The organism is Daejeonella rubra (genome assembly GCF_900103545.1).
In the GTDB taxonomy this organism is placed as follows: domain Bacteria; phylum Bacteroidota; class Bacteroidia; order Sphingobacteriales; family Sphingobacteriaceae; genus Daejeonella; species Daejeonella rubra.
On record NZ_FNHH01000011.1, the window covers coordinates 56,444 to 82,516 of the forward strand.

Annotated in this window: 18 protein-coding genes; 11 read left to right on the forward strand and 7 right to left on the reverse strand. The window is 39.0% G+C overall.

The window, feature by feature from the left end:
• Window positions 1-69: 69 nt before the first annotated feature.
• Together BLR27_RS09635 and BLR27_RS09640 are read right to left on the reverse strand one after the other, a co-directional pair.
• Window positions 70-1,287, reverse strand: a complete 1,218-nt coding sequence (locus BLR27_RS09635; RefSeq protein WP_090704272.1) for a FecR family protein — start codon at window positions 1,285-1,287, stop codon at window positions 70-72.
• Between the two features lie 109 nt (window positions 1,288-1,396).
• Complete coding sequence (locus BLR27_RS09640) at window positions 1,397-1,966, reverse strand: RNA polymerase sigma factor (protein WP_090704274.1); 570 nt, start codon at window positions 1,964-1,966, stop codon at window positions 1,397-1,399.
• Window positions 1,967-2,320: 354 nt separating this feature from the next.
• Between BLR27_RS09640 and BLR27_RS09645 the strand changes: the two genes are divergently transcribed.
• Complete coding sequence (locus BLR27_RS09645) at window positions 2,321-3,610, forward strand: ROK family transcriptional regulator (RefSeq protein ID WP_090704276.1); 1,290 nt, start codon at window positions 2,321-2,323, stop codon at window positions 3,608-3,610.
• Window positions 3,611-3,660: 50 nt separating this feature from the next.
• Here BLR27_RS09645 and BLR27_RS09650 read toward each other — a convergent pair whose 3' ends face one another.
• Window positions 3,661-4,650 carry an aspartate-semialdehyde dehydrogenase gene (locus BLR27_RS09650; protein ID WP_090704278.1) on the reverse strand — a complete coding sequence of 330 codons (990 nt, stop codon included), beginning with the start codon at window positions 4,648-4,650 and terminating at the stop codon, window positions 3,661-3,663.
• A 228-nt stretch (window positions 4,651-4,878) separates the two neighbouring features.
• Here BLR27_RS09650 and BLR27_RS09655 point away from each other — a divergent pair, with 228 nt between their 5' ends.
• The 4 genes from BLR27_RS09655 (at window position 4,879) to BLR27_RS09670 (ending at window position 15,755) form a co-directional block, all read left to right on the forward strand.
• Complete coding sequence (locus BLR27_RS09655; protein ID WP_090704281.1) at window positions 4,879-13,284, forward strand: lamin tail domain-containing protein; 8,406 nt, start codon at window positions 4,879-4,881, stop codon at window positions 13,282-13,284.
• A 70-nt stretch (window positions 13,285-13,354) separates the two neighbouring features.
• Window positions 13,355-14,299 (forward strand): NAD-dependent epimerase/dehydratase family protein, encoded by a 945-nt coding sequence (locus tag BLR27_RS09660; RefSeq protein WP_090704283.1) that lies wholly within the window; start codon window positions 13,355-13,357, stop codon window positions 14,297-14,299.
• A gap of 144 nt (window positions 14,300-14,443) precedes the next feature.
• Complete coding sequence (locus BLR27_RS09665; RefSeq protein WP_090704285.1) at window positions 14,444-15,169, forward strand: YebC/PmpR family DNA-binding transcriptional regulator; 726 nt, start codon at window positions 14,444-14,446, stop codon at window positions 15,167-15,169.
• A 13-nt stretch (window positions 15,170-15,182) separates the two neighbouring features.
• Entirely contained in the window at window positions 15,183-15,755 is a 573-nt protein-coding gene (locus BLR27_RS09670; protein WP_143007722.1) for a hypothetical protein, read from the forward strand.
• Here BLR27_RS09670 and BLR27_RS09675 read toward each other — a convergent pair whose 3' ends face one another.
• The 4 genes from BLR27_RS09675 to BLR27_RS09690 all read right to left on the reverse strand — a co-directional run bounded on the left by BLR27_RS09675 (window position 15,756) and on the right by BLR27_RS09690 (window position 20,463).
• Window positions 15,756-16,535, reverse strand: coding sequence for a carboxylesterase family protein (locus tag BLR27_RS09675; protein WP_090704289.1), 780 nt, complete (start codon window positions 16,533-16,535; stop codon window positions 15,756-15,758). It abuts the gene before it with no gap.
• A 45-nt stretch (window positions 16,536-16,580) separates the two neighbouring features.
• On the reverse strand, window positions 16,581-16,952 hold the full coding sequence (locus BLR27_RS09680; protein ID WP_090704291.1) for a DMT family protein: 372 nt from the start codon (window positions 16,950-16,952) through the stop codon (window positions 16,581-16,583).
• Between the two features lie 3 nt (window positions 16,953-16,955).
• Complete coding sequence (gene trhO / locus BLR27_RS09685) at window positions 16,956-17,909, reverse strand: oxygen-dependent tRNA uridine(34) hydroxylase TrhO (protein ID WP_090704294.1); 954 nt, start codon at window positions 17,907-17,909, stop codon at window positions 16,956-16,958.
• A gap of 100 nt (window positions 17,910-18,009) precedes the next feature.
• Window positions 18,010-20,463: a DUF5686 and carboxypeptidase regulatory-like domain-containing protein gene (locus BLR27_RS09690; RefSeq protein WP_090704296.1), complete on the reverse strand. Its 2,454-nt coding sequence runs from the start codon at window positions 20,461-20,463 to the stop codon at window positions 18,010-18,012.
• 132 nt (window positions 20,464-20,595) lie between these two features.
• Here BLR27_RS09690 and kbl point away from each other — a divergent pair, with 132 nt between their 5' ends.
• The 6 genes from kbl to BLR27_RS09720 all read left to right on the forward strand — a co-directional run bounded on the left by kbl (window position 20,596) and on the right by BLR27_RS09720 (window position 26,013).
• A complete protein-coding gene (kbl, locus tag BLR27_RS09695) occupies window positions 20,596-21,786 on the forward strand; it encodes a glycine C-acetyltransferase (RefSeq protein WP_090704298.1) in 1,191 nt (396 codons plus the stop codon).
• 47 nt (window positions 21,787-21,833) lie between these two features.
• Entirely contained in the window at window positions 21,834-22,868 is a 1,035-nt protein-coding gene (pheS, locus tag BLR27_RS09700; RefSeq protein WP_176767660.1) for a phenylalanine--tRNA ligase subunit alpha, read from the forward strand.
• Complete coding sequence (locus tag BLR27_RS09705) at window positions 22,868-23,284, forward strand: Rieske (2Fe-2S) protein (RefSeq protein ID WP_090704301.1); 417 nt, start codon at window positions 22,868-22,870, stop codon at window positions 23,282-23,284. The genes pheS and BLR27_RS09705 overlap by 1 nt, the downstream gene beginning before the upstream one ends.
• A 1-nt stretch (window position 23,285) precedes the next feature.
• The gene (locus BLR27_RS09710; RefSeq protein ID WP_090704303.1) at window positions 23,286-23,861 is read left to right on the forward strand and encodes a TetR/AcrR family transcriptional regulator; all 576 of its coding nucleotides are present in this window, start codon (window positions 23,286-23,288) and stop codon (window positions 23,859-23,861) included.
• Window positions 23,862-24,144: 283 nt separating this feature from the next.
• Window positions 24,145-25,584: a 23S rRNA (uracil(1939)-C(5))-methyltransferase RlmD gene (gene rlmD / locus BLR27_RS09715; RefSeq protein ID WP_090704306.1), complete on the forward strand. Its 1,440-nt coding sequence runs from the start codon at window positions 24,145-24,147 to the stop codon at window positions 25,582-25,584.
• Window positions 25,585-25,614: 30 nt separating this feature from the next.
• A complete protein-coding gene (locus tag BLR27_RS09720) occupies window positions 25,615-26,013 on the forward strand; it encodes a hypothetical protein (RefSeq protein ID WP_090704308.1) in 399 nt (132 codons plus the stop codon).
• Window positions 26,014-26,073 lie beyond the last annotated feature (60 nt).

The window sequence follows — 26,073 nt, forward strand, 5'->3', positions numbered from 1 at the left end:
AATTTGACCAGGAGCGTTGCAACCGCTCTTGGTTTTTTTAAGATTACCGTTTGATCGATTTAGTTTGCTTCATCGCATAACGGTGATCCTCCTTCCTTCTACTTTAAAATGAATGGCATCAGTTAATTGAAGAACATCCAGAACCTCTGAAATATCCTTAGATCTTGAAATATTTCCACCAAAGCCTACATCAGGAATATTCCCGCTATAGCTAACCTCCACATTGTACCAACGTGATAATTTCCTCATGATACTCTGGATATCTTCATTTTTAAAGACAAAGTAGCCATCCTTCCATGCTACAACTTCTTCGGTATCTGCTTTAATAACTTTTGCTGCCGACTCCATGGGCCGGAACTGTTGTCCGGGACTCAATAAAACCACCTTATCTTTATAAATAATTTTGACTGAACCTTCAATCAGCGTGGTTTTAATGGGTCCCTCATCCGAATATGAATTAATATTGAACTGAGTTCCCAAAACCTCTACGATCTGATCCTTGGTGATTACCTTAAAAGGTTTATTCTTATTTTTAGAAACATCAAAATATGCTTCACCACTAAGTTCTACTTCACGGGTATTACCATTGAAAAGAGCAGGAAATCGCAATGAAGAAGATGAGTTGAGCCAAACTTTACTTCCATCCGGCAGATTTACCTGATATTTACCCCCTACAGGAGTTTCAATCTTGTTGTAAATAACATTTTCATTTGATTCAGGAGAAACAGTTTTTGCAGAATTCGAAAATGAATAAAGCAGTTCACCGTCTGATGTTTTTTGAATACTCACACCGGCCTGGTTAGCAAGAATTCCATTCTTTGCATCTTCTAAAATAATTTCAGATCCATCAGAAAGTGTTAAAATTGCCTTATCGTCTCCCGGAGCAATTACAGCAGCTTTAGGTTCAATAATTTTTACTGCCATTTGCTGAACCGGCGACCTGTTTGTGTAAAAGAATAAACCGGTTGTAAGCAGGATCATTATACTGGCAGCGACCCCAACCTGATACCACAAACGATAAGAGTATTTTGGATCTATGTCTGTTTCATCCTGATTGTCACTATCAAAATGCTTATTCCTGATTATATTTTGAAAAATAGATTCCCTGTCCTCAGAATTTATTGTGCTGAATTTTTTAGAGTTACTAAAAACAGTGTCAATGGCAGTATTTAAATGTTCATCATCCGGATTCAGCCTGATATAATCAAATAACTGGTCATATTCTTCTCTGCTGATCTCGCCATCAACAAAAAGCCTTAAAAGTTCTTCCAACCTATTTTGATTCATAATTACAATAATCGTGACCAATTGAATTATAGCTAATACACCCAAAAATGAAAAGAGGACTAGTCTATACTTAATTATTTTAAAAGAAATTTCAGAATACGGCTAAAACCTAGAAAAAGAAGATGGTAAATGCCTTATAAAATTGGGTACGGAGAGTTTTTAATGCCGCTACTAAATGGTTCTTAACCGTATTTCTGGATATATTAAGTTCTTCAGCAATTTCATCATAGCTTAACTCCTGATGCCTGCTCATTCGAAATATCAATTGTTGTTGTTTAGGCATTCTGGACAGTACCTGCTCTGTGAATCGGGATAGATCTTCTAATAGGACCTCCTCCTCAGTCTCATTACTAACCTTTTGAACATTAAGCCACATCTTATTCATTGCACACTGGGATGTTGCAACATGACGTAATACGTTCAGAGTCAGTCTGCGGGTAATGGTATAAAGGTATGGAGCAATGGGATATTGACTGTCAAGCTTAGCACGGTTAACCCAAAGACTTAAAAAGGCCTCCTGCACAACCTCCTGACAAGGCTCTTTCTCTTTCAGAAAGCGGTAACTGAAAGCATACAATTTACTGGAATACAAGTCAAAAACAATTCGAAATGCTGATTCATCACCCTCTTTTATTCGGGAAATAAGCTCAAAATCACAGATCTGTCCTTTCTTTTGCATAGGTGTTCAGTACACAACATAAATATAATGTAAATTTTATGTAATAATTGTAATAATCCTATTGCTTTTCCTAACGGCATGATTAATACAATTTCTTAAAAATTTACTGAGCAATATTTATATAAAAAATGAGCAACTACTTTATGTTTCTATTAAATCATAGCCTTAAACAGCGTTTGTTTCATACAGCATTTTTCCAAATCCGGAATGTAAATCCCTCAGATTTACTCAGCAGATAAATCTAATTATGGCATTTTTTAATAAATAAAAATTAGCTTAACTTCCATCCAAAATAAGTTCAAATGTTTTTTTTAACTATTCATAAATATGCTCAAGCACTATATCGGCCATTAAATGAAATCGTTAATTATTGATAAAATACATCTGGACTTATTAAGCAATATTGAAAAAAAGAAGTATCTGCAAAAGGTCAGATTAGTTAAGCTGCTCCATGCGGATGGCGCTAATTCTAATGCAGATATATACAATATCTTAGGGATCAGTTCACCTACCTCATTCACTCTGATTAATGAACTTGTCTCTGAAGGTCTGATTGAAAAAAAAGGCAAAGGCCAATCAATCGGAGGTCGAAAACCAGAATTATATTCTCTTCAGAATAGTTCATTCTTTGTGCTATGCATAAAGATGGAGCAATTCAAAACCGATATCGCCATTCTTGATAACAACAACAATAATATTTCAGGAATAAATAGTCTGCCGCTTCACATTACCAAAGAAAAAGACTCGATCATAGAAATTCATGAATTTGCTGAACAATTAATTCATTCTTCCGGGATCAACAGGAACAAACTGGTCGGGGTTGGAATTAGTATGCCTGGCCTTGTCGATTCAAACACAGGACAAAACTTCACTTATCTTACTTCACCCAAAGAACCCAAAACATTAAAGGATATTTTCGAGGAAAAATTTCAAAAACCAGTTTATATTCAGAATGACGTCAAAACCAATGCTTTAGCAGAGTATCATTACGGACTTGCCAAAAATAAAAAAGACGTACTTGTTCTGCTCATGGACTGGGGAATAGGCTTAGGAATTATCATGGATGGAAAACTGCAAAGCGGAACTTCAGGCTTTGCAGGCGAAATTGGCCATATCCCATTCGTTAGTGACGGTGAACTTTGCCATTGTGGAAAAAGAGGTTGTCTGGAGACTGTAGTATCAGGAATTGCTATGGCAAAAATGGCAAGGGATGGAATCAGATCCGGGCAAGCATCCATTTTAAAGAAACTTTCAGAAGAAGAAATTGAACAGATCGTACCCTTTAATGTTATTGAGGCTGCCAATCAGGGAGATCAATTTGCTATAAATATCTTATCGCAGGTAGGACAGAGCCTGGGAAAGGCAGTGGCAACATTAATTCAACTTTTCAATCCGGAATTGATTATCCTTGGAGGAATAATGGCTCAGGCAAAGCAATATATTTCAATTCCTATGAAACATGCCATCAATACTTATAGCATGGCTCAGGTTAGAGAAAATACAAAAATTGTTCTGTCGGAATTGGGAAATGATGCAGGATTATTAGGTTTAGCCGACATTGTTATGGAAGGCACCTTTAAAAAGCAAATTGAACTGGTATGTCAAAAAAGCACCCTGTCAGACAATTCCAAAAAAGCCTGTTAATAAAAAAGCCCGACGAATTTCGCCGGGCTACATACGATGATCTATAAATATTAGATCAATTTTTTAGCCATAAGGTATTCCGCTATTTGAACGGCATTTGTCGCAGCTCCTTTTCGTAGATTATCTGCAACGATCCAAAGATTCAGTGTTTTGTCCTGAGATTCATCTCTTCTGATTCTACCAACAAAAACTTCATCTTTCTCGTGTGCATCCATTGGCATTGGGTACTTTAAGTTTGCCGGATCATCAACAACAATTATTCCTTCTTCTTTTTCCAGAATTGAACGTACTTCATCCAAATCGAAATCATTTTCAAATTCAATGTTTACAGCCTCAGAATGGCCTCCCATAACCGGGATACGAACAGTTGTGGCAGTAACACGAATTGAATCATCGCCCATGATCTTTTTTGTCTCAAGGATCATTTTCATTTCTTCCTTGGTGTATCCGTTATCCTGAAACACATCGATCTGAGGAATAACATTGAGATCAATCGGATAGGCGTATGCCATTGGTCCGACAATACCTTTGCGCTCGTTCATCATTTGATCCACGGCTTTAACGCCAGTGCCGGTAACAGACTGATAGGTGGAAACAACCACACGTTTAATCTTATATTTATCATGAAGCGGCTTCAAAACCACTACCATTTGTATTGTCGAACAATTCGGATTGGCAATTATCTTATCCTTTGCTGTAAGCTCATTTGCATTTACTTCAGGAACGATTAATTTTTTATCCGGATCCATCCGCCAGGCAGATGAATTATCAATTACTGTTGTTCCAACCTCTGCAAAACGCGGCGCGCTTTCCAGGGAGGTTCCTCCACCGGCAGAAAACAATGCTACATCTGGCTTCATAGCAATAGCATCATCCATGGTCACAACAGTATACTTTTTCCCCTTGAATTCAATCTGTTTACCTGCACTCTTTGCAGAGGCAACCGGGATCAATTCACTAACGGGGAAATTGCGCTCTGCTAAAACTTTTAACATCACCGAACCTACAAGGCCGGTAGCGCCTACTACTGCGACTTTCATTTTTTTAATTGTTTTTTTGAAAAATTTGAACTTTTTTATTTTTTAAACAAATATGAGAAATTGTTTGATCATTTTATTGGTTTAAATAGCCTTATGAGCAAATTCATGTTCCAAATCATGGATTTTAGCAATAATATTACCGTTAACTATATAGAACTTACCGTAAACTCATTCCATTTGAATGTAGGTTTCCAGAATCCTAATTTAATTCTGCTTTAAGGAGCAGAAATGAGAAAGATCTTAATAATAGTACTTCTTTTATACAGCAACTTAGCACATTCCCAACTGAATGATGATTTTAGTGATGGGAATTTTTTATTAAATCCAGTTTGGAGTACCGGGAATAGCGGATCTGATTTTATTATTCTGAATAATCGGCTCAGATCAAATTCCAGCCAGAGCTCTGGCAGCTTTTATATCAGTACACCTAATTCTCTTGCACTAAATTGCAAATGGGAGTTTTGGGTAAACCTTCAATTTAACACTTCAGGAGCAAATTATGCCGACATCTATCTGATTGCAGACAAAGCGGATCTTAAAAGCACTCTGATCAATGGATATTTTATACGAGTTGGGAATACGGATGATGAAATCTGCCTGTATAAACGATCTGGCCTGAGCAACAGCAGTGTCAAGATAATTGATGGTATAAACGGAACAACAAATTTAAGTAATAATACGATCAGAGTGCGTGTTACAAGGAATAACGATGGCCTGTTTAGTCTTGAAAGGGAATTAACAGGAAATAATAGCTCTTATTTTACAGAAGGAACATTTACAGATCTAAGCTTTACAAATTCCTCTTTCTTCGGCATTTACATTCAACAATCTACCTCATCCTTTTTTCAGAAACATTTTTTTGATGATTTCAGTATCGAGCCATTGATATCAGACACAAGTCCGCCGGAGTTAACAAGTGTTTCTGCGATAGATTCAAATATATTGGAGGTGACCTTCAACGAGGAAATGGACAGTATTGGGGTGAAAAATTCGACAAATTTCAGCATAAATAATTTCAATGGCCAGATAGTTAACATACAAACAAGCACTGATCCGGCAAAATTCAGGGTCAAATTAGCCACTGAATTGAATACCGGCACCTACACCCTGACTGTATTAAATGTAAAAGACAAAAACGGAAATCTAATTCAAAGTAAAAACAATGCTTCATTTAGTTACATAAAACCTTATAAGACTAAATTCAGAGATATAATTATCAACGAAATCTTTGCAGATCCCGCACCGCAGATCGATCTGCCATCGGTTGAATATATCGAACTGCTAAATACCACCAATGAAACCATATCAATGCATAACTGGAGACTTAGCGACCCATCAAGTTCAGGGGTTTTAGGAAACATCAGTATTTCTCCCCACTCCTATTTAATTCTTTGTGCAAAGGCGGATACCGCTGAATTTAAGAAATTTGGAAAGGTATTGGGTATCTCACCCTGGCCTTCATTGAACAATTCGGGTGATGTGATTCAAATAAAGGATCAATTCAATCTATTAATCGATTCCATCTCCTATTCAGACAATTGGCACCGTGAATCTTCGAAAAACCAAGGAGGATGGAGCCTCGAACGTATAAGTCCGACAACCGTATGCGAGGGAATTTTCAACTGGACCGGCTCCAAGGACCCTTCAGGCGGCACACCCGGAAAGCAAAGCTCTGTTTTCATTCTCAATTTTGATCAAATGACCTTTAAGACTGATAGTTTAAGCCGTTTATCAGATTCTACAATTCTGATCTATTTAAACAAACCACTCAATATTGGATCAATAATAAATGACCGATTCACTCTGCTCCCAAATGCAGGACAGATCAAAGGGAAAGTAATTAAACCAGAATTGGGACAGATCACATTAACATTCAGCGAAAAATTCAAAGCGGGCACAACTTATCAACTAAGCATAAGCGGAATAAAAGACTGCAGCGGAAATACAATAAACAATACATCTCCCTTCAGTTTTAGTATTCCTGCGCTTCCCGCACCACCACCGGCTCCTCCGGCTCCACCGGTCAGGATTGATACCGCACAGGTATTCATCACCGAAATATTTGCAGATCCATCACCAGAAGTTGGTCTGCCGCTGGTTGAGTTTATTGAATTGTTCAATCCCGGAAAAGACACAATAGATCTGGAAGGATGGAGTATTAATGATCCTCAATCAAAGGGCATCTTGAAAAAACACCTGCTGCCACCAAATCAATATCTTATTCTTTGTCCCGCAGCGGATACAATTCAGTATAAAAGCTTTGGAAGAACATTGGGTATTTCACCATGGCCATCATTGAAAAACAGTGATGATCAGATATCGCTAAAGAGCTTTAAAAACAGAGTTGTTGATTCTATCTCATATTCCGATACCTGGTATGCTGATCCGATGAAGAAACAAGGTGGCTGGAGTCTGGAACGGATTGATCATTTGTCTAAATGTTCGGGGCAATTCATTTGGACTGCTTCAAAAGATCTTTCTGGCGGAACGCCTGGCAAACAAAATAGTATCTATGTTCCCAATTATGATAAATTGATTTTGAAGGCTGATAGTATGAATCGTATGAGCGATTCTACTTTGCTAATATATTTCAATAAACAATTGATTATTAATACCTTAATTAAAGAAAACTTTACATTATCGCCAATTTCAGGTCAGATTAAAGAAATTAACAACAGCGGAGATTTTAGGCTGGTCACATTAAAGTTCAGCGAAAAATTCAAAGCAGGCGCAATTTATCAATTAAGTATTACCGGAATAAAAGATTGCAGTGGAAATACCTTCAGCAGTTCAACTCCATTCAGCTTTAGCATTCCTGCACTTCCGGCACCGCCACCGCCTCCACCGGTCCCACTAATCAGGATTGATACCGCCCGGATATTCATCACCGAAATATTCGCCGATCCATCACCTGAAGTTGGCTTGCCGCTGGTTGAGTTTATTGAATTGTTCAATCCCGGAATGGACACACTTGATCTGGAAGGATGGAGTATCAACGATCCCCAAACAAAAGGCATTTTGAAAAAATACCTGCTGCCGCCGAATCAATATCTGATTCTTTGTCCCGCAGCAGATACACTACAGTATAAAAGCTTCGGAAGAACTTTGGGTATCTCACCCTGGCCATCTTTAAAAAACAGTGATGATCAGATTGTCTTGAAAAGTTTCAAAAACCGAATGATCGATTCGGTCTCTTATTTTGATATCTGGTATGCTGATCCGATAAAGAAACAAGGTGGATGGAGTCTGGAAAGGATCGATCAGTTATCAAAATGCGCAGGGCAGTTCATCTGGACCGCTTCAAAAGATCAGTCTGGCGGAACACCAGGCAAACAAAATAGTATCTATGTTCCCAATTATGACAAATTGATTTTGAAGGCTGATAGCTTGAATCGATTATCAGATTCTACTCTTTTAATCTACTTCAATAAAGCATTGAATAATAGCACATTAACAAAAGAAAGCTTTTCCTTATTACCCATCTCTGGTCAGATCAAAGAAATTAGCAGCAGTGGGGATTTCAGGCTGGTCACATTAAAGTTCAGCGAAAAATTTAAAGCAGGCACAACTTATCAATTAAGTATTAACGGAATAAAAGATTGCAGTGGGAATACCTTCAGTAGTTCAACTCCATTCAGCTTTAGCATTCCTGCGCTTCCTGCACCACCGCCGCCTCTACCAGTTAGAATTGATACCGCCCAACTATTCATCACAGAAATATTTGCCGATCCTTCACCAGAAGTTGGTCTGCCACTGGTTGAGTTCATGGAACTTTTCAATCCCGGTAAAGACACAATTAATCTGGAAGAATGGAGCATTCAAGATCCCCAAACCAAGGGCACTTTAAAAAAATATCTGCTGCCGCCGAATCAATATCTAATTATTTGTCCCGCAGCAGATACAACGCAGTATAAAAGCTTCGGAAGAACTTTAGGGATCTCGCCTTGGCCATCTCTAAACAATAGTTCAGATCAGATCATTTTGAAAAGTTTCAGGAGCCGGACAGTTGATTCTGTCTCTTATTCAGATATCTGGTATGCAGATCCAATTAAGAAACAAGGAGGATGGAGCCTGGAAAGGATCGATCATTTGTCCAAATGCACAGGACCCTACATCTGGACCGCTTCGAAAGATCAGTCTGGTGGAACACCGGGCAAGCAAAATAGCAGCTATGTTGCCAATTATGATAAATTGATTTTGAAGGCTGATAGTATAAACAGAAGTTCAGATACATCAGTTTTTGTTTATTTTAATAAACCAACTGACCCCAATTTGATCAACAAAGAGCAATTTTCTCTTCTTCCAAACTCCGGGCAGGTCAAGCAAATCAGTACTAATGGTGAATCCAAAGGAGTTCAGGTTATATTCAGCGAAAAATTCAAAGCGGGCACAACTTATCAATTGAGCATTACCGGAATAAAAGACTGCAGCGGGAATGCCGTTAGCAATACTTCACCATTCAGTTTTAGTATTCCTGCGCTGCCACCTCCTCCACCGACCCCTCCGGTTCCACCGGTCAGGATTGATACCGCAAAGGTATTCATCACCGAAATATTCGCCGATCCATCTCCCGAAGTTGGCTTGCCACTAGTTGAGTTTATTGAATTGTTCAATCCCGGTAAAGACACAATAGATCTGGAAGGATGGAGTATTAATGATCCGCAATCTAAGGGTATCTTGAAAAAATACCTGCTGCCACCGAATCAATTTCTGATTCTTTGTCCGGCAGCGGATACAACCCAATATAAAAGCTTTGGAAGAACATTGGGTATCTCGCCATGGCCATCATTGAAAAACAGTGATGATCAGATATCGCTAAAGAGCTTTAAAAACAGAGTTGTTGATTCTGTCTCTTATTTTGATTCCTGGTATGCTGATCCTATAAAGAAACAAGGAGGCTGGAGCCTGGAAAGGATAGATCATTTATCCAAATGCTCAGGGCAATTCATCTGGACAGCTTCAATAGATCAGTCTGGCGGAACGCCTGGCGAACAAAATAGTATCTATGTTCCCAATTATGACAAATTGATTTTGAAGGCTGATAGCTTGAATCGATTATCAGATTCTACTCTTTTAGTCTACTTCAATAAAGCATTGAATAATAGCACATTAACAAAAGAAAATTTTTCCCTATTACCCATTTCTGGTCAGATCAAAGAAATTAACAGCAGCGGGAATTTCAAGCAGGTCACTTTAAAATTCAGCCAAAAATTCAAAGTGGGCACAAGCTATCAGTTAAGCATAACAGGAATAAAAGACTGTAGTGGAAACACCTTCAGCAGTTCAACTCCATTCAGCTTTAGCATTCCTACACTTCCGGCACCGCCACCGCCTCCACCGGTTCCACCAATCAGGATTGATACCGCAAAGGTATTCATCACCGAAATATTCGCCGATCCATCTCCCGAAGTTGGCTTGCCACTGGTTGAGTTTATTGAATTGTTCAATCCCGGAAAAGATACACTTGATCTGGAAGGATGGAGTATCAATGATCCGCAATCTAAGGGCATTTTGAAAAAATACCTGCTGCCACCGAATCAATTTCTGATTCTTTGTCCGGCAGCGGATACAACCCAATATAAAAGCTTTGGAAGAACATTGGGTATCTCGCCATGGCCATCATTGAAAAACAGTGATGATCAGATATCGCTAAAGAGCTTTAAAAACAGAGTTGTTGATTCTGTCTCTTATTTTGATTCCTGGTATGCTGATCCGATAAAGAAACAAGGAGGGTGGAGCCTGGAAAGGATAGATCATTTATCCAAATGCTCAGGGCATTTCATCTGGACCGCTTCAAAAGATCAGTCTGGCGGAACGCCAGGTAAACAAAACGCTGCTTTTATTGCCAATTATGATAAATTGATTTTGAAGGCAGATAGCTTGACTCGGTTATCAGATTCTACCTTGCTGATACATTTCAATAAACCACTGATTATTAATATTTTAACTAAAGACAACTTTACCTTATCGCCAATTTCAGGTCAGATCAAAGAAATTAACAGCAGCGGAGATTTCAAGCAGCTCACTCTGAAATTCAGCGAAAAATTTAAAGCAGGCACAATTTATCAATTAAGTATTACCAGAATAAAAGATTGCAGTGGAAATACCTTCAGCAGTTCAACACCCTTCAGTTTTAGTATTCCTGCGCTGCCACCGCCGCCTCCGACCCCACCGGTTCCTCCAGTCAGGATTGATACTGTCCGCGTATTCATCACAGAAATATTCGCTGATCCGTCCCCGGAAGTTGGCTTGCCGCTGGTTGAGTTCATCGAACTTTTCAATCCCGGAACCGATACCCTTGATCTGGAAGGATGGAGTATCAGTGATCCGCAATCTAAGGGCATCTTGAAAAAACACCTGCTGCCACCGAATCAATATCTGATTCTTTGTCCCGCAGCGGATACAATTCAGTATAAAAGCTTTGGAAGAACATTGGGCATTTCACCATGGCCATCTCTAAACAATAGTTCAGATCAGATCGTATTGAAAAGTTTTAAAAACAGGACTGTCGATTCTGTGAACTATTCAGAGAAATGGTACAAAGACCCAAAAAAGCAAAGGGGAGGATGGACACTGGAAAAAATCGATCTCACCAAAAACAAATGCGATGGATTTTATAACTGGGCCTCATCTGCTGATGGCGCTGGCGGTACACCTGGCAGGAAAAACAGCAGGGATTACCCCGGATTTTCGGACCTGGAATTAAAGATCGATTCCGTACATATATTCTCAGAAAATAGTATCGATGTATATTTCAACCGAATCCCAGATACCAGCTATTATAAAGCTTCGAATTTCAGCATCAATAATGGAGCAGAAAATGCTCTGCAAATAAGCATTGATTCTACCTATAAACGTATTCGATTGACCTTTAAACAAAAATTCAGTGAAGGCGAAAAATATATTTTATCAGTCGATTCACTCTTCACCTGTTCAGGAATATCCATTAAAAGGAATGATGCCAGTTCAGCATTCGGGATCGCTTCGATAACAGAGCTCGAATACCCCATTTTGATCAATGAGATCTTTGCAGACCCTTCTCCCGTAATTGGTCTACCAGAAGCAGAATTTATTGAATTATTCAACCCTACTGAAAATATTGTAAAGCTCAAGGGACTATCATTCGGGAAAAATTACACATTTCAATTCGGAGAAATTGCTTCCGGATCATACCTGATACTATGCTCAGAAAAAGACACTCTGGAATTCAAACCTTATGGAAAAGTAATCGGCATACCGGGGTGGTCCAGTCTGAATAATCAGTCGGACACTCTAAGATTAAGAAATAATAAAGGAAGGTTAATTCAGCAGATTAATTATGTTCCGGGCTGGTTCAGAGATTCAGAAAAAAGAAAAGGCGGATATTCCCTTGAATTAATAGATCCAAAATCAATTTGCCCCGACTTTCAGAATTGGATCAGCAGCAGTGATAGCACAGGCGGAACACCTGGAAAGAAAAATTCAATGTTTCAGCAAAATGCTTCAACTGAGCCTTTGAAATTAATAGAAATTGAATTCCTGGATAGCATCAGTATTTCTCTAAGCTTCAACAGGACCATCGATAGTCTAAAAGGAAGTATTCCAATAAATTTCAACTTTAATAATGGCGTAGGAAATCCTGAATATGCTTTACCACAAGCCCCAAATTTCGACAAAGTGGTATTAAAACTTAGAGAACCTCTAACACGTGGACAAACATACCGCATCACGGCAAGTAATATCGGAGATTGCAGAAACATATCGATCACAACAGAATTCAATTTTGCTGAATTTCAGCTAACTCCAAAAATTGAGAAGAATGATGTGATATTAACAGAGATTCTTTTCAATCCCAGGGCAGGCGGGTCAGACTTTGTCGAAATTTACAATAATACCAGCCACTCAATTGATCTCAAAGAGCTTTCACTTGCACGAATCAGTGTTGATACTGTAAATTCTATTCGGGTAATCAGCAGGAAACAATTGCTTTTAGAGTCGGGAAAGTATTTAGCCTTAAGCACAAATCCGGATAATATTAGTAAGGAGTACATAGTAAAAAATAAAAGCGATCTATATAAAATGACCTTATTTCCTGCCTTCAATGATGATTCAGGGAGCGCAGCATTGGTAAGCAATGGAAAACTGATCGACCAGCTGAGCTACAATGAAAAAATGCACTTCCCTCTGATAAAATATGCAGAAGGCATATCCCTGGAGCGCAGTAAATTAAACAAACCAGCCAGTGAATCCGGAAACTTAAGGTCGGCCACTACCGCATCAGGAGGTGCGACTCCTGGTTATCAAAATTCTCAGAATTCCAACGATTTAATAACAAATGAAGATTTCAGTATCGTTTCAAAGACATTTTCACCTGACAATGACGGGTTTGAGGATCTATTTGAAATGAAATACAAATTCTCAACCGCAGGGGAAATTGCCAATATCAGCATCTTTAATGACCAGGGTGTTCTTATAAAGAAGCTTATAAAGAATTTCACGCTTAATTCTGAAGGAACATTCATTTGGGATGGTTTAAATGAGCAAAGCCAGCTAGCCTCTCCTGGAATATATTTGTTGAATGCCGAAATATTTAATCTGGAAGGAAAAATAAAAAGGTATAGAAGAAGCTTTGCACTTGTGTCAAAATTCAATTAAAGAAGCAGGACAAATCAATAAATTCCAATGCCCTCCATAAATTTTTTAACTTTGGGCAAAACCAATTAGAATGCTTGAAAAAATTGTAGTTATTGGCTCCAATGGGCAAATAGGAACAGAATTAGTGACCGAATTAAGGAAGAACTATGGCGATGGGAATGTCATAGCTTGTGATATTCGTCGTCCGGACTATGACATTAAAAATGCAGGTCCCTTTGAATTTGTCAATGTGCTGGAGAAAGATATTCTCAACCAGCTATTCAGAAAACACAAGCCCACTCAGGTTTATCTTTTGGCAGCACTACTTTCTGCAACGGGTGAACAGAATCCCAAATTAGCCTGGGATTTGAATATGAACGGCTTATTGAATGTGCTGGACCTTGCTTTAGAGTATAAGACTGCTCGTCTATACTGGCCTAGTTCTATTGCGGTCTTTGGGCCCAATTCACCAAAAGATAATACTCCGCAGTATTGTATCATGGATCCTAACACAGTTTATGGCATAAGTAAACTGGCCGGTGAACGCTGGTGTGAATATTATTTTCAACGCTATGGACTTGATATCCGCAGCATCAGATATCCCGGATTAATAAGCTGGAAAGCAGCTCCCGGAGGAGGAACTACCGATTATGCCATACATATTTTTCATGAAGCACTGAAAAAAGGCAGTTACCAGAGCTTTCTTTCTGCGGAGACAGAACTTCCAATGATGTATATGGATGATGCGATTCGCGGCACGATCGAATTAATGGATGCTCCGGCAGAAAATATCAGTATCCGTTCATCCTATAATTTAACAGGAATGAGCTTTACCCCTGAAGTATTAGCTGAAGAGATAAAAAAGCATATTCCTGCTTTTAAATTGGGATATACCGAATACGATCAGCGGCAGGCTATTGCAGCAAGCTGGCCCAGGTCTATTGATGACAGCAGGGCACAGTCCGATTGGAATTGGAAACCTGAATTCGATCTTTCGAAAATGACAGCCGACATGCTTAATAATCTAAAAAAGTAATGAAAAAATAAAATCGGGGATAAACCCATTAAGAATTTAAGATGCCCAATGCTAAAAAATCAGAAAAATAGGTGCAGATTCGACAGAAAATAAATAATAAATAAGAAATTCGTTTTTAGAAATAAATTAGAAAATAGTACAATAATGGGAAGAGCATTCGAATTCCGTAAAGAAAGAAAATTCAAACGCTGGGCGAAAATGGCCGTACAGTTTACACGTTTGGGTAAAGAAATTGTAATGGCTGTGAAGGACGGAGGATCAAACCCTGATGCAAACTCACGACTTAGAACTGCCATGCAGAATGCTAAAGCAGTGAATATGCCCAAGCATACCGTTGAAGCAGCTATCAAGAGAGCTACCAATAAGGATGAAAGCAATTATGAGGAGATCGTTTATGAAGGATATGCCCCTCACGGTATTGCAATACTGATAGAAACTGCCACCGACAATACAAACCGGACCGTAGCCAATGTGCGCAGTTATTTCAATAAAACGAATGGCACACTTGGAAAAACAGGCTCTTTAGACTTTATATTCAGCCGCAAATCAGTTTTCCGTTTTGATCCGGGTGAAATGGAAATCGATGAGTTGGAACTTGAATTAATTGATGCAGGCCTTGAAGATCTTTATGTGGAAGTTGATGAAACGGGGAAAGATATTGGTGTGATCCATACTTCATTTGAAGATTTCGGCAAAATGCAGAAAGCACTTGAAGAAAAAGGCATTCCGGTGATCAGTGCGAAACTTGAGCGCATCGCCGAATCAACTTCTGAAGTGACTGAAGAGCAGGCTGCAGATGTTTTTAAGCTGATCGATAAACTCGAAGAAGACGATGATGTACAGGCTGTATATCATAATATGGCCGAATAGTAAACCAAAAAAAATGACTTTTGAAGAATTCCTGATAAAGAAAAAGATCGATCCTGTTCAGCTTAAAAACACTGAACAGGCATTGTTTTCTGAATTCAGCAGTCATTTCAAGGAGATGGGCGAAAAAAGCTTCGACCATAGTAAGAAATTCTGGTTTAATAAACTTCGCCGTGCCAATCCCCTGAAAGAAGTACCAAAACCTGAAACCATTCCGATAGCAGCTCCGGTAAGCAGTACTAATTTAGCTGTAAATACTCCTCCACTAAAAGAGGATCAAATCAAAAAAGAAGTTGTCGTAGGTGAAATAACTAATCCTAAGCCAGCTTTCAAGCCCAGATTCAAAGCAAACATCATTGCTCCTTCAGCTGAACAGCTCGTAGAGCCTGTACCTTCCATTCCAACAGAAGAATCTGAAAAACCAAAGCCTGCTTATAAGCCCCGGTTTAAGGCAGCAATTCCAGCCACTGAAGAACCGAAAGCTGAAAATAAAAAGGAAGATATAACTGAACAAAGCATTCAGCCTAAACCTGTTTATAAGCCCCGATTCAAGGCAGCAATGATCAAAAAAGATTCGGAGCAGGACTAATTATTTTTTAAAAGAAAATAACCAGGACAAGAATTCAGGCTCAGCAAATGCAGAATCCCAACTGTTATGACCAGCTTCAGGATAAACACTGAACTTCACATTTCCATTCAGCCTCTTTAATTCATTGACCACTATTTCTGATTTTTCAATAGGTACGGTCGTGTCTTTGCCACCGTGGAATACCCATAATGGGATCCTTTTATACTTTTTTACATTTTCAACATGATCACCTCCGCAAATAGCAAATGCCGATGCAAAAGCTTTAGGTTTTCTTCTAAGTAACTCAAAAGTGCCCATTGCCCCCATCGAAAGACCACCAACATAAAAACGATCATTATCTGTAAATTTCTCTGACTTAAATTTGCTCAAAAGACCCATGAGTAAGCTCATCGCTTCTCCGGGTTTTCCACCCTTTTGAAAGCCGAAACGATCGTTTGTTTTTCCATCACCGAATTTCACATTTGCCCAAAAGTCGTTCTTCGGACATTGAGGGAAAATAACGATCGCAGGAAAATCCTTCCTGATCTCAGGTTTTAGAAAAAGTTTACTTCCATGCATCAGTTGGGCTTCATTATCGTTTCCACGTTCCCCTGCTCCATGTAAAAAGAACAAGACCGGATATTCCTTTGCAGGATCAAAGTTCTCGGGAAGCAGCATACGATATTGAAGAGTATCCCCTCCTTTTATAAATTGTTCTTTAGTAAACAAAGATTTATCCTGTGCAAAGGATACCTGAAGCATAAAAAATGCAAGTATGAAAAGAGATATTGATTTCTTCATCGAATTAATTTTAAGGAAAAATAGGTTTTTATTAACGGTATCGAACTATTTTTTGAGAAAAACAAAATAAACAGCCAGAATCAGGAAGCCGAAGCCAACGAGATGGTTCCAGGCTATCTTCTCATTTTTGAAAAAAAGCAAGGTAAAAATTAAAAAAATGCCAATTGATAGGGCTTCCTGGATCATTTTAAGTTCTAAAAGGCTAAAGGGACCTCCATTTTCTTTAAATCCATATTTATTAGCGGGCACCTGAAAAGAATACTCGAATAATGCGATTCCCCAGCTGATCAGAATGATAGCAAAAAGTCCAAGGCCTTTGCTCCACTCCATTTCTCTAAACTTCAAATGACCGTACCATGCCAGAGTCATGAAAATATTGGAGACACAAAGCAGAGAAATAGTAAAAAGGGCTCTCAAAAATTAGGCTTTAACTGGCTTTAATTTCTCTTTATTGATTGGCTGAGGGACTTTTACATAGTATCCTGTACCATCATAAACACGAATCCGGGGATGCGACTGACAGATCACAGAGCAAGCTCCGTCGAGTTTTTCACCACACGCATCACATTGAGTAAAATGCTCATTACACTCAGGATTTGCACAATTGATCATTTTGGTGGTATGAGTCCCGCAATTACGGCAGGTAGAAATAACAACAGGATTCACTGAATTGACATCAACTGCTACACGATTATCAAACACATAACATTTGCCCTCAAAGTCTTCTCCTCCGGCTTCCTTACCATATTTAATGATACCTCCATGCAGTTGATAAACATTTTCAAAACCCTCATGCAGCAATAAAGCTGATGCTTTTTCGCATTTAATTCCACCCGTGCAATAGGTGACGATCTTTTTGTTCTTATACTTTGCCAGCTCATTGATCTTTTCCGGAAAATCACGGAAGTTCTCAATGTCAAAAGTTATCGCATTCTTAAATCGTCCTATTGAATGCTCATAATTTGATCTGACATCGACAATGACTATATCGTCATCATCCTTCATTTTAACAAAATCTTCCGGCTCCAGATGTATGCCAGTTTTAAGTTCCGGATCAATAATGCCCGGATCTCTGAGCCCTGAATGCACGATCTCTGCTTTATAACGGCAATGCATTTTTATGAAGGAAGGTTCTTCCACATCATCGATCTTGAAATCAATCTTAGAAAAACGGGGATCCGCATGAAGGGTATCCATATAAATCTTACAGGATTCATCAGTACCGGAAACTGTACCGTTTAGTCCCTCATCTGCAACAATAATTCGCCCGACAAGATTTAAAGATTTACAAAATTGGAGATGGTCTGATGCGAATTGTTCTGCATCGGAAATTCTACTATAACAATAGTAGAGAAGTGTCTGGTATTTGATCATAATTCATTGATACTGTTGCAAACAGCGTTTAATGCGGTGCAAAGATACAGCTAGCGATTAAATAATGCAAGTGCTGTTAAAAACTGAACCAGCCAGAAGCTTAGAAGTTAATTGCGATCCTGAAACCTTTGTCAACTTTTTTTCCATCGGCATAAGACATTCCATATAAAGCCCGCAGGTTCATGAACTGAAGTCCGAAATAAACCTCAGAATAATTATTCAGAGACGGTGTGCTGAGGTAATTAAAACCAGCGATCTCACTTAATTTTAACTTGCGTAAGAGCGGCACCTTATTGGTCATAAAGCCTGAAAAATTATGTTCAAAATGCGCATCAAAATATTGATCAGAAGTGCTGAAATTGTAGTAATCCAGATAGAGAAAATTATTGGCCACAGGGGTATATGATAGTGTTTTATTGCCTTTAAAGTGCTTATAATCTGTAAAATAGAGGCTTTTAGCATTCAGGAACTTGCCTGCTCCGATCCAGAATGATGATTTCCCTAAAAGCCCCAGTTTAATATCCGATTTTGTAAGATCGAATGATATAAGATCATAATCTACATCCGAACCGAATATCCCGCTTATTCCTTTGGTATAATTTATTCCCAGTTGCGGATATTTCGAAGGCCTGAAAAATTTACCCGCCGGATAAGTCGCATAATCATTACTGAAAGCATAGGTCGCTCTAACACCTACCTTAAAGGCCTGGTTTTCCGGAAACATAGGAAGGTCAGAGGCAGGCCGGAGCGGATTGTTTGAAGTAAATACCCTTCTTTTCAGATCTCTCATTGTATAATCTGAAGTATTCTGAAGGGAGCGACGGTTTGCCCAGGATGCTGTAAAACTGGTTTGAACACTTCCAAAAGGCTTTGAAAATGAAAAGTTCAGAAACTTACTCTCATAAAGCTTGAGCAGATTACGCTCATAGAAAAGCGAGTTTATTGAGTTACCTAATTGAGAAATAGTTACATTATTATTCAGGTCTAATACGTCAGTTCCTATATTGAACCCAATTCTTGAACTTTCTAGCGGGATGGTTCCAAAAAAGCTGCCGTATAACTTTTCACTGGATAATCCATATCTCACTTTGCCGGTAAGATTAAGAAACTTATTGGTAAGTGAATCGATCTGTTTTGAATAAGAAGCCTGATAGTTTAACCCAAAGCCTTCCACAGTATTATAAAAAACTGAATTGATCAGTGAGCCAAAACGATAATATTCCTTTTTGAATCTATTCCTTGGAGTATATCCTGATCCAACCAGTAATCTGAAAGGCTTTAATTTATTATTTACCTTATCTATTGAATCGAGATACACTTTCGACTCCCGTTTAGCTGCCAACTCTTCTTTTTTCACATAATCTATTTGCTCTTCATTCGTAAGAGGAATTGGTCGGACCTGTTTCCAATAGGCAGTATCTTTTTTATTAACCTCCCGTGTGATCTTCAATACTTCTATAAAGTCTTTCTTTTTCAGACTGGCTTCCAGATCATAATTTTTAAAGAGTGCTATATAATATCCGGAAAATCGAAAGCCCAGAACCCCACCCGTAAAATCGTATCTGATGGAAGATGGCATCCATACTTTTGAATTTACCGGAATAAATTCCTGCCGTATGTTCAGGGTGTCAACAAAATTGATATTTGCTTCTTTGGTAACATACAGATCTGCACTATGAATCCTCCAGCTATCTTCAAGAATATAGATCAGTCCCCTGAAAACAGGGTCTGCCGCACGTCTGGGTATAAGCTCGATCTTATTCACCATCTCGCCATTTTCTATACTTGTCCCAATCAGCCTGTATTTATAATAAAAAAGGGCATTATCAGCAATCGGTGAAATAAAAGGACGGTTACTCAAGCCTTCCAAATCAAGTTGATTTTCATAAAAATTAATCCTGATATCCGAGGCACGGTTAAAACTAAAGGCACGGTTACTGCCCGATACCTTGGAGGATATCATCTCTTCCCTTAGTTTATCTGGCTGCATGAAGCTGATCTTCGATTCAGACTCAGATAAATAAAGTATACCCTTTCTGTTTGAATCCAAACCCATTTGCTTGCCAATATCATCAATATTGCGACCCAGAAATTTTTTGGGTGCTGATAAGAGCTTCTGTAAACCTTTGATATAGACATCTGCTGTGTATTTATCAGGTTCTGTCAGATGGCGCTTTCGGGTACGGATCGCATTTTTGATCACTTCATAGGCAGGATCATCTGCAAAAGCATTTACAACCACATCATTCAGCTCATAAACTGCCGGATTTAATACAATATCCAAAGTCTGAGCGGCACCTAAATCAAGGTCTCTGCTTTCCTGGCTGAAACCTATTGCTTTAAATATAAGTGTATGCTTCCCGGGAGATAATTTAAGCTGATACTCACCCTCGCTGTTCGCTGAAGTACCACGTGTCGTACTTTTTTCGTAAACGCTGGCAAAAGGAACTGGTAGTCCTCCGGTATCCTTTACAGTACCTTTTAATATGATTGATTGGGAATAGGCATTAAATGAAAAGATCAGAAACAGCAGGCTAAGGTATAGTGATCTCATTTATATTTTTTTGTAAAGATGGAAATAATCTGATTATGGTTGCAATTCAAGTAAAATTTAGAACTTAACATCGACTAGTTTATCAGGAAGTCTTTAGAATTTGTAATTTTACAGATTCTAATCAAGGATATTATGTATAAAACCCTTCAACCGGTATTGGAGAAAGAGCTGGAAGAAATCGAAAAGGCCGGCCTTTATAAGCGTGAACGTATTATTATTACCCCTCAGGGTGCCGAAATAAAGATTCAGGGCGGTCAGGAAGTAATTAATTTTTGTGCGAACAATTACCTGGGCCTGGCATCACACCCAAGAGTGATCGAGGCTGCCAAAAAGACCATGGATTCGCATGGATTCGGAATGGCATCCGTTAGATTCATCTGCGGAACACAGGATATTCATAAGGAACTTGAGGAGAAGATCTCCAAATTTCTTGGAACTGAAGATACGATCCTTTATGCTGCAGCATTTGATGCGAATGGCGGTGTATTCGAACCTCTATTTGATGAGCAGGATGCGATAATTTCTGATTCACTGAACCATGCATCCATAATAGACGGGGTACGCCTTTGTAAGGCTCAGCGCTTCCGTTATATCCATGATGACATGGCGGATCTGGAAGAAAAGTTAAAGGAAACACAAAATTTACGTCATCGCATCATAGTTACTGATGGATCTTTTTCGATGGATGGGACAATTGCCCAACTTGATAAGATCTGCGACCTGGCTGATAAATATCAGGCACTGGTTATGATCGATGAATGCCATTCTTCCGGATTTTTAGGGAAGACAGGTCGCGGAACCCATGAGCACCATAATGTTATTGGACGAGTTGACATCATCACAGGAACACTAGGCAAGGCATTAGGCGGTGCATCCGGAGGTTTTACATCCGGACCCAAAGAAGTGATCAATATTCTCCGCCAGCGTTCAAGGCCATACCTCTTCTCCAATACCCTGGCACCTTCTATTGTCGGCGCTTCCATTGAAGTTCTTGACATGCTGAGCGAAAGCACAGAACTTCGGGATAAGCTGGAAGAAAACACCTTGTATTTCCGTGAAAAAATGACTGCCGCGGGATTTGACATTAAGCCCGGAACACATCCAATCGTTCCAATCATGCTTTATGATGCAAAACTTGCCCAGGATTTTGCCGCGGATCTTCTAAAAGAAGGAATCTACGTTATTGGATTTTATTTCCCTGTCGTACCAAAAGGAAAAGCAAGGATCAGAGTGCAATTATCCGCATCACATAACAGAGAACATTTAGATAAGGCGATCTCCGCATTTACAAAAGTTGGAGTCAAACTGGGTGTAATAAAATAAACAAGAGATAAGAAAAGGGAATTTTCAGCCCTTATATATAAAGTATCATGCAGGAAAAAATCAATCAGTATACCGCAGAAATCAACTCTTTTCAGCCAAAGAACGCAGAAGAACTGGAATCATTCAGAATCCGTTTTTTAGGCACCAAAGGGATCATTAAAGACCTGTTCGAAGAATTCAAAACGGTATCATCTGAAGATAAAAGGGTGTTTGGAAAGGTTTTAAATGAATTCAAACAACTGGCAGAAGCAAAATACCAGACTCTAAAAGAAGGTTCAGAAACAGAGGACTCGGGTTCAAAATCAGAACAGGACCTTACCTTACCGGGCGAAGGATTCGAACTGGGTGCCCGTCATCCTTTATCTCTTGTCAGAAAAGAGATCATTGAGATCTTCAAAAAATTAGGTTTCAATGTAGCTGAAGGACCAGAAGTTGAAGACGACTGGCATAACTTCTCGGCTTTAAACTTTCCGGAGGAGCACCCTGCCAGAGATATGCAGGATACCTTCTTCATAAAAAAAGGTGGAGAAAAAGGTGACATCGCCTTAAGGACACATACCTCCTCGGTTCAGGTTCGCATGATGGAAGCAGGCAAACCTCCTTTCCGTGCTATTATGCCAGGCAGAGTTTACCGAAATGAAGCTATTTCTGCCAGAGCACATTGCTTTTTCCATCAGGTTGAAGGATTGTATATCGATGAAAATGTGTCATTTGCAGACCTGAAACAAACGCTTTTCTATTTCGTTCAGGAGTTATTTGGTGAGGGAACAAAAGTTCGTTTCAGACCAAGTTACTTTCCTTTTACCGAGCCTTCAGCAGAAATGGACATATCCTGCTCCATCTGTAAAGGCGATGGATGCCAGTTTTGTAAACATAGCGGTTGGGTAGAGATTCTGGGTTGCGGAATGGTTGATCCGAATGTTCTTGAAAATACAAATATCGACAGTAAGAAATATACCGGTTATGCTTTCGGAATGGGAATAGAACGGATCACGAATCTGAAATACCAGATAAAAGACCTGAGACTGTTTTCTGAAAATGATATTCGCTTTCTAAAACAATTCCAGTCGGAAATGATCTGATGAGAGTTTACCTGGTCTATATATTCATTCTCAGTACGTTGATATCCTGTAGCAAGGATAACCTGGACAGGATTCCTGATGTGTATGTCAGCTATAAAATTACCCTTCAGGAATTTAATATCAGAAGTCAGAATGGGCTGTTAGTAGTTAATAATCAGGCAAATACAGGGGTTGCCGGACTGATCATATACCGTAGAGCCGATGGCGCTTATGTAGCATATGATCGCTGCAGTTCTGTAGATCCGCAGAAGAGATGTGCCATAGTACCTGACGATCCGAACCTCACTGCGACAGATCCATGCAGTGGCGCAAAGTTCTCCCTGTTTGATGGATCTCCGGTAAAAGCTCCTGCACAGAGAGCCCTGAAAGAATATAAAGTAATTATTACTAATTTTGACCTGATGGTAGTTAATTGAAATGGAAGTAGATAAGATCAAGGAAAGTATTAAAAAAGCTGCGCAGGACCTGTTTCGTAAATATGGCTACCATAAAACCAGTGTCAATGAAATTGCCAAACGTGCCAAAATAGCTAAGGCTACCATTTACAAATACTTTGAAAGTAAAGAGCTGCTCTTACAAGCAATCCTGATGGAATATATTCAGCATAGCGTGCATGAGATCATTCATAACCCTACCGAAGATCTTGATGAAGAAGCATACCTGAGTATGATCATTCTCAAAACCAGCAGACTCTCCTACACGGTTTGCAACGAATTTATCGGATGGGAATTTATCCGTGAATCTGCCAACTCCCAGGAATTTCTAAAAACCCTTTCCGACGATCTTGAAAATCTTTTAGTAGAATCGTTCAATAAAACCCCACTATTTAAAGCAGATGATTACATCGCGCGACTGCGTTTTTTGATCAAAGCAAGTAAAAGTATTGTATTCTCCTTCGCATTTACATCAGTAAGCGATTCGGATGTTCGTAAAAATTTCATATCCTTCCAAAAAGAGATCCTCCCTTATCTGGTTAAAGCTGCAGTAAAATAATTTTATGTCAATTAATTGTTAAACTATTATACCGATTTGGTTTTTGGTATAGATTAATGTATTTTGTGGATTCAGCTAAGAAAATAACCATGAGTCGTGAAATTTCAGAATTATCCAATTTAATTGATGCACTGTTTGAATTTTAAGAATCTGCAGTATTTCAATTAAATTTAATACCAATCCCCCTAAATATCCTGATCAATTTCAGGACATGGCCTTGTTCTGCCCCAATATCTGATCCTTTCCCCCTTTCCTAACATAAAAATATTTAATTTTGCCGCTCATGAAAAAAATTCCGGCCGACAAAAAATTTTTAAATAACATCCAGGTAATTGATATTGCTGAAGAAGGTAAGGGTGTAGGTAAATCAGACGATCTGGTTATCTTCATTGATAAAGCCGTTCCAGGAGATGTGGTAGATGTTGAACTCCTTCGAAGAAAGAAAAAATTCTACGAGGGCAAAATTCAGAAAATAGTAAAACCATCTGAGCATAGAACAGACCCATTTTGCGAGCATTTTGGAGTTTGCGGAGGCTGTAAATGGCAGCATCTTAATTATGATGCACAACTTCTGTTCAAGCAGAAAAGTGTTGTTGATGCATTGCAAAGATTGGCCAAAGTTGATACATCCGGAATAGAACCTATCCTGGGATCAAAGGAAACAAGTTATTACAGAAATAAGCTCGAATATACATTCTCTGATAAGCGCTGGTTAACAGATGGGGACATGCGCAGTGATGAGGAAATGGAAATGAATGCCCTGGGTTATCATATTCCGGGAAGATTTGACAAGATCCTTGATATTCAGCATTGCTATCTGCAGGCAGATCCTTCAAATGATATCAGAAATAAAGTAAGGGAATATGCATTGGCCAATAAGATCTCTTTTTATAATCTGAAAAATCATGAAGGCTCGCTCAGAAATTTAATCATTCGGACTTCCAGCACAGGTGAACTCATGGTGATCGTAGTTTTTGCATATGTTGAAGAAGAGCAGATCGCAGGAATGATGAAATTCATATCCAATGAGTTTAAAAGTCTGAAATCACTGCTTTATATCATTAATCAGAAGAAGAACGACACCATTTTTGATCAGGATATTCATGTTTTCGAAGGTGCTGATCACATATTTGAAAATATGAACGGACTAAAATTCAAGATCGGTCCGAAATCATTTTATCAAACTAATTCAGATCAGGCATTTGAATTGTACAAGATCACCAAAGATTTTGCTGGATTTAAAGGCGATGAACTGGTTTATGACCTATACACCGGCGCCGGTACCATTGCCAACTTTATCGCCGGATCTGTCAGATCAGTGGTCGGAATAGAGTATGTTCCGACGGCTATTGAAGATGCGAAGATCAATTCGGAGATCAATTCCATTAAAAACACCAGTTTCTTTGCCGGTGATATGAAGGATATATTGAATGCCGAATTTATCAATACCCATGGGAAGCCGGATGTGGTGATCACTGATCCGCCGCGCGCAGGTATGCATGCTGATGTTGTGAAGCGCCTTCTTGAAATGGAAGCCGAAAAGATCGTTTACGTGAGCTGTAATGCAGCGACACAAGCACGTGACATCGCATTGATGAAAGATAAATATGAAGTCAGCAGGATTCGTCCCGTTGATATGTTCCCGCATACCCAGCATGTTGAGAATGTGGTATTATTAACCCTGAATCTTAATCAGGTAAAAACAACAGAAACAGCCGAATAATTAATTTAAAGGCCCTTTCAAACCATTGCCATGGAAATAAAAGATCTGCTAAACCCTGATGAAAATTCTGATGGGAATAAAAAGGAAAAAGAAAGTCCGCTGAAAAGCCTCGAGCTCGATTTAAAATTCTACAACGAATCCATCAAGGAGGTTGCTGTTGAGATCATGGTCGAGGGCATTTCAGAATACCCGATCTTCGTTGCCCACCAGCATGAGGTAAAACTGGGTGAGCCTATTCTGGATAGAAATGAACTGAATACAGGCTGGAGCATTCATGCATCAACGGTAGAAGAGTTTGTGGAAAAAGGATTGATACAGGCCGATAAAAAAGATAGGTTTATTAAACAATACAAGGATCCATACGGCTTTATGTGTGTGTTCGTGATCGTTCCCGAGGGAGCAAATTTTATATTCTTTCCCTACCAATAGATACGCTTGCCTGAACTCCCAAATTAATTAGACAGAGAATCGCAGGAATTCAGTTAGAAT